Below are 5,906 nucleotides of genomic sequence, written 5' to 3'. Positions count from 1 at the left end.
GGGCAGAACGAACCGTATGGTGTTGTATTGAAGCCCTTTGCTTTGGTTACTTTCATTTGGGCTCAAATGAAAGTGACTCGCCCGGCCGGGCGAAACCGGCCGGCAAGCACAGCGCAGCGTCCGGGGCGAGACCCGGCAGCAGCCTCACGCAGTGAACAGCCTCTTGCGATGCCGGGCAAGCTGCGCCCGCACCTGCTCCGGTGCCGTCCCGCCCAGCACGTTGCGTGCATTCAGCGAGCCGCGCAGCGTCAGCACGTCGAAGACGTCCGGGTCGATGGCCGCATGGAACCCCTGCAGCACGTCCAGCGGCAGGTCGCCCAGGTCGCGCTCTTCGCTCAGCGCGAACTTCACCGCATGCGCCACCACCTCGTGCGCATCGCGGAACGGCAAACCCTTCTTCACCAGGTAGTCGGCCAGGTCGGTCGCGGTCGCATAGCCCTTCAGCGCCGCACGCTCCATCGCCTCGGGCTTCACGACGATGCCGGCCACCATCTCGGCCATGATGCGCAGCGTGTCGCGCACCGTGTCGACCGCGTCGAACAACGGTTCCTTGTCTTCCTGGTTGTCCTTGTTGTACGTCAGCGGCTGGCCCTTCATCAGCGTCAGCAGCCCCATCAGGTGGCCAATCACCCGGCCGCTCTTGCCGCGCGCCAGCTCGGCCACATCGGGGTTGCGCTTCTGCGGCATGATCGACGAACCGGTGCAGTAGCGGTCGGCCAGGTTGATGAAGCCGAAGTTCTGGCTCATCCACAGCACGATCTCCTCGGCCAGCCGCGACACATGCATCATCGTGATGCTCGCGAACGACGCGAACTCGATCGCGAAATCGCGGTCGCTCACCGCGTCGAGGCTGTTCTGGCACACGCCGTCGAAGCCCAGCGTCTTCGCGACGCGCTCGCGGTCCAGCGGGTAGCTGGTGCCGGCCAGCGCCGCCGCACCCAGCGGCAGCACGTTCACGCGCCTGCGCACGTCGGCAAGGCGCTCGGCATCGCGCGCGAACATCTCCACGTACGCCAGCAGGTGGTGCGCAAAACTCACCGGCTGCGCCACCTGCATGTGCGTGAAGCCCGGCAGGATGGTCTCGACATGCCGCTCCGCCACGCCCACCAGCGCCTGCTGCATCGCCGCCAGCAGCGGCAGCAGCGCATCGATCTCGTCGCGCAGCCACAGCCGCACGTCGGTCGCCACCTGGTCGTTGCGCGATCGGCCGGTGTGCAGCCGCTTGCCGGCGTCACCCACCAGCTGCGTGAGCCGCGCCTCGACGTTGAGGTGCACGTCTTCGAGGTCGAGCTTCCACTCGAACGCGCCGGACTCGATCTCCTGCGTGATCTGCGCCATGCCGCGCCGGATGTCGGCCAGGTCCTGCGCGCCGATCACCGCCTGCGCCGCCAGCATCTCGGCATGCGCCAGGCTGCCGGCGATGTCGGCCTTCCACAGGCGTTTGTCGAAGCTCACGCTCGAGGTGTAGCGCTTCACCAGGTCGCTCATCGGCTCGGAGAACAGGGCCGACCAGGCTTCGGATTTCTTGTCGAGTTGATTGGCTGACATCGTCGGGGCGCTCGCAACGGGGCGTCGTGTAACGCTTGGTAGGCTCGGTTGCCGGGCGGCGCCAGTTGGCGACAATGCACTGGTGGCCGCAGGCACCGGGGGAAGCCCCGGATTCTATTCGGCCATCCAACCGCCATGCCCGAACCCCACGCGACCACCTCCGCCTTCGCCCCCACGCCCAGCCGCCCGGCGCCGCTGTGGTCCGAGTCGACCCGACCCGACGAGCAGCGCGGCAGCAGCATCTTCAATTCCACCAACTTCGGCGCGGTGCCGCTGGCCCGCCAGCCGCTCGGGCCGGTGTCGGCCTTCGACGTCTGCCACGTCGGCGTCGTGCTGCGCGCACTGTTCTTCGTGCACGGCGTCGTCGCGGTCGGCGTCAGCTTCGCGGCGCCCACGCTGTCGGCCTGGCTGAACCTGCTCGGCCAGGCCACCGGCATTGCACTGCCGGCAGTGTTGCTGTGGCTGGTGTCGGTGTGCCTGCTGAAGCGCCCGCTCGCCCGGTTGCCGGTGGCCGGCCAGTGGTGCGCCGCGGTCTGCATCGGCGGCCTGAGCGGTGCGTTCGGCTGGGCGCTGCTGCTGGCGGTCGACATCCGGCTGCAGGACACCATGCGGCTGGCCGCGCCGATGCTGGCCGGCGCCGCGCTCGCCGCCGCGCTGTTCTACTGGCTGACGCTGCGCGCGCGCGCCCGGCTGCCGGCCGACACCGCAGCTCGGCTGGCCGAATTGCAGTCGCGCATCCGCCCGCACTTCCTGTTCAACACCCTCAACACCGCGATCGCGCTGGCCCGGCTCGACCCGGCCCGCACCGAGCACCTGCTCGAAGACCTGGCCGAGCTGTTCCGCGTCGCGCTCAGCGCGACCGACGAATCGGTCAGCCTGAGCGAAGAGGTCGCGCTCGCGCAGCGCTACCTGGCGATCGAGCAGATCCGCTTCGGCGAGCGCCTGCAGCTCAGCTGGGACCTCGACGAGGACGCCGGCGCCGCGCGCGTGCCGCCGCTGCTGCTGCAGCCGCTGGTCGAGAACGCGGTGCGCCATGGCGTCGAACCCTCGCCCGACGGCGGCGTGATCCGCATCCGCACGCGCGTCAAGCGGGCACATGCGGTGGTCAGCATCGCCAACACCGTGCCGCGTTCCGGCTCGCGCCCCGGCAGCGGCATGGCGCTGCGCAACGTGCGCGAGCGGCTGAAGCTGATGCACGACGTGGCGGCGCAGTTCGAGACCCAGCTCGACCGCGACGTGTTCCGCGTCCAGATCGTGGTGCCGCTGTGAGCTGCCTGCCATGAGCAACCCCTCCGCCCTGGCGCCGCTGCGCGTGCTGCTGGTCGATGACGAGCCGCTGGCGCGGCTGCGCCTGCGCGGCCTGGTGGGCGATTGCGTCGAGCCGCGCGCCGAGGTGGTCGGCGAGGCCGGCAATGCGCAGCAGGCGCTCGAATGGCTGGCCGCCAACGCCTGCGACCTGCTGCTGCTCGACATCCACATGCCCGGCCCCGACGGGCGCCAGCTGGCCGCCCAGCTGCGCCGCCGCAGCGACCCGCCGGCCATCGTGTTCGTCACCGCGCACGCCGAGCATGCGCTGCAGGCCTTCGAGCTCGATGCCGCCGACTACCTGACCAAGCCGGTGCGCCGCGAGCGCCTGCAGGCGGCGCTGCAGCGCGTCGTGCAGCGGCTGGCGCCGCGGGCGGCGCCGGCCGCGGCGATGCCGGACGACGAACCGGTGATCCTCGTCAACGACCTGGGCCGCAAGCTGCGCGTGCCGGTGTCCGAAGTGCTGTACCTGAAAGCGGAGTTGAAGTACGTGACCCTGCGCACCGCCACCCACACCCATGTGCTCGATGACGCCCTGACCGACCTGGAGCAACGCCTGGGCGAACGCTTCCTGCGCATCCACCGCAATGCGCTGGTCGCCCGCCGCGCGCTGCGCGCGCTCGAGCGGCGCACCCTGCCGGGCGAGGACGGCGGCGAAGCGGTCGAAGGCTGGGTGGTGCGCGTCGCACCGGTCGACGACTGGCTGGTGGTGTCGCGGCGGCAGGTGGCCGCCGTCAAGGAGGCGATTGCCGAGGGCGGCGTATGAGCCCGCCGGGCCGCCCCAAGGGCGAATACCGGAGTGCGCAGCACGAAGGTGCTCCAATGAGCGGGCCGCCCGGCAACGCGGTGCGCGCGACGGTGGGCCTGGCCTTGGTCGCCTTGCTGTTCGCGCTCGTCTGGCAAGGCTCGCCGCAGGCACCGGTGCCGCCGGCCGAACCGGTCGTCGCCGAGGCGGTCGATTCCGCGGCGTCCGCGCCGCAGACCTTCCCGATGCCCGGCCCGCCGTTGATGGACGGCTTCGCCGAGGCCTACGGCAACGCGGTAACGGCCGCCGCTGCAGCGGCCAGCACACCGTTGGCGGCCGACGAGATCGAGGTCTGCGGCATCGGCCGCGTGAAGGCCAAGGGCGGCCAGCCGCTCGACCGCACGCTCTTCACGACGGCCGGCGATGCAGCCCGCCGGCGCCTGGTCACGACGCTGGCCCAGCAGCCGGACGAGCTGGCGCGTGCCGCCGGCCTGCTGCTGCAACGCGACGAGGGGCCGCCGCATGGGAACGCGCCGCAGCCCTGTGACGGTGCCGATTGCAACGCGCCGGCCGAACCGGGCGAATCCGAGCTGCAGCGCCAGGCCCGCGTGGGCGCCAACGCGTCGCAGCGCGATGCGCTCGCGCAGATGGCGGTCGCGACGCGCTCGCCGGCCGTCTACACGCTCGCATGGCGGGCCTGCCGGGCGAGCCCCGGCGGTGCCTGCCAGATGCTGTCGACACGCCAGCTCGCGACGCTCGACCCGAACAATGCCGACGCCTGGCTGGAGGTTGCTTCCGAGGCCGACCAGCGCGGCGAGACGGGCCTCGTCGACGAGGCCTTGTACCGCGCCTCGAAGGCGACGACCGCCGACCTGCGCTGGGGCCAGGTCAGCGCGCTCGCGCTGCGCAACCTGCCGCCGGGCACGCCGGCCATCGAGCGGCGCGCGGTGATGGCACGCGCGGAGGCGGTCGAGTCGGCGCTGGCGATGCCGGGGCTGAAGACGCTGATGCAGCACTGCGATGCAAATGCGGTGCGCGACGGCAACCGCCTGCAGGTGTGTGCCGACATCGCCGAGCTGCTGTCGAAGCGCTCGACCACGCTGCTCGACATGGCGATCGGCCAGGCGCTGGGGGCGCGCGTCGGCTGGCCGGCCGAGCGCCTGCAGGCGCTGCGCCTGGAGCGCGACGCGATGTCGCAGGCGCTGAAGCCGATGGCCGCCGCGGCCGGCACCGAGTGGTCGTGTGCGCAGATCGAGCGCGAGACCCGGTGGGTGCTCGACATGAGCCAGTTCGGCGAGATCGGTGCGGCGCGCATGCTGATCGCCCGCACCGGGCAGGACGTCGCCGCGCTCGCGAAGCAGTACGGCGAGGATCGGGCGGCGGCTTCGGCCCGCGCGGCGAGTGCGCCGGCCTCCGGCGTCGTCGCACTCGCGCGCTGAGGGTCCGCCGCTGTCAGGCGGCGAGCTGCTGCTTCAGCGCCGCGGCCCCCGGCCCGAACGCATACGCATCCATCCCCAGGCACCCATACGTGACCGCCTCGTGCAGCCGCTCGGGCGCGTGCGCACGGCCGCCGGCGCCGGCCGCCACGTACCACGGCAGCAGGTGCTCGTCGGTCGGGTGCATGTCGACCGCAGCGGGCGCCTGCCGGCGGTAGTCGAACAGCGCTTCCCAGTCGCGGGCGGCGCTGCGCTCGAGCATCCAGCGTCGGAAGCCCGCGCTCTCGGCGATCTCGGCGGCGTCGAGTGCCGGCCGGCCGTTGCTGACGATGCGGCGCAGGTTGTGCGTGATGCTGCCGCTGCCCATCACCAGCACGCCCTCGTCGGCCAGCGAGGCCAGCAGCTCGCCGAGCGCGAACTGCTGCGCCGGCGGCAGGTTGGGCACCCACGCGAGCGGCAGCACCGGGATGTCGGCCTGCGGGCGCATGAAGCGCAGCATGCTCCAGATGCCGTGGTCCAGGCCGCCTTCGTCGCTGTGGTGCACCGGCAGGCCGGCCGCGCGCAGCCGCGCCTCGACCTGCGTGGCCAGTTCCGGTGCGCCGGGCGGGTTGTACTGCAGCTGGTAGAGCGCGTCGGGGAAGCCGCCGAAGTCGTGCACCGCCTGGTGCGTGGCCGCGCCCAGCAGCACCGGCTCGCGCGCCAGGCTGTGCGCCGACACGGCGAGGATCGCCTTCGGGCGCGGGTGGTGGGCGTCGAGCGCTGCGCCCAGGCGCTGCAGGAACGGGCCGGTGGCGCCGGGTTCCAGCGCCAGCATCGGCGAGCCGTGGGACAGGAAGATCGCGGGCAGGGTGTTCATGCCCTCATTGCAGCAC

Annotated in this window: 5 protein-coding genes; 3 read left to right on the top strand and 2 right to left on the bottom strand. The window is 71.9% G+C overall.

Translation table 11 applies throughout. The annotated features are described in order from the left end of the window. Positions 1-144 precede the first annotated feature (144 nt). Positions 145-1,548, bottom strand: coding sequence for an argininosuccinate lyase (argH, locus tag AC1D01_RS17740; RefSeq protein WP_477868527.1), 1,404 nt, complete (start codon positions 1,546-1,548; stop codon positions 145-147). 135 nt (positions 1,549-1,683) lie between these two features. On the opposite strand from argH, the gene AC1D01_RS17735 reads away from it, so the two are divergent. Genes AC1D01_RS17735 through AC1D01_RS17725 form a run of 3 tightly spaced genes read left to right on the top strand, consistent with a single transcriptional unit; the run spans position 1,684 to position 5,037 of the window. Further along, positions 1,684-2,817 (top strand): sensor histidine kinase, encoded by a 1,134-nt coding sequence (locus AC1D01_RS17735; RefSeq protein WP_477868525.1) that lies wholly within the window; start codon positions 1,684-1,686, stop codon positions 2,815-2,817. A gap of 10 nt (positions 2,818-2,827) precedes the next feature. Beyond that, positions 2,828-3,619 carry a LytR/AlgR family response regulator transcription factor gene (locus AC1D01_RS17730; protein WP_477868523.1) on the top strand — a complete coding sequence of 264 codons (792 nt, stop codon included), beginning with the start codon at positions 2,828-2,830 and terminating at the stop codon, positions 3,617-3,619. Positions 3,620-3,675: 56 nt separating this feature from the next. Continuing rightward, positions 3,676-5,037 (top strand): hypothetical protein, encoded by a 1,362-nt coding sequence (locus tag AC1D01_RS17725; RefSeq protein WP_477868521.1) that lies wholly within the window; start codon positions 3,676-3,678, stop codon positions 5,035-5,037. A gap of 13 nt (positions 5,038-5,050) precedes the next feature. On the opposite strand, the gene AC1D01_RS17720 is transcribed toward AC1D01_RS17725, so the two are convergent. Next, entirely contained in the window at positions 5,051-5,890 is an 840-nt protein-coding gene (locus AC1D01_RS17720) for a dioxygenase family protein (RefSeq protein WP_477868529.1), read from the bottom strand. Positions 5,891-5,906: the final 16 nt, after the last annotated feature.

Source organism: Rhizobacter sp. P3_B12, assembly GCF_056402895.1.
The sequence above is the reverse complement of the archived record's forward strand: the minus strand, read 5'-3'. Positions and strand labels throughout refer to the sequence as shown.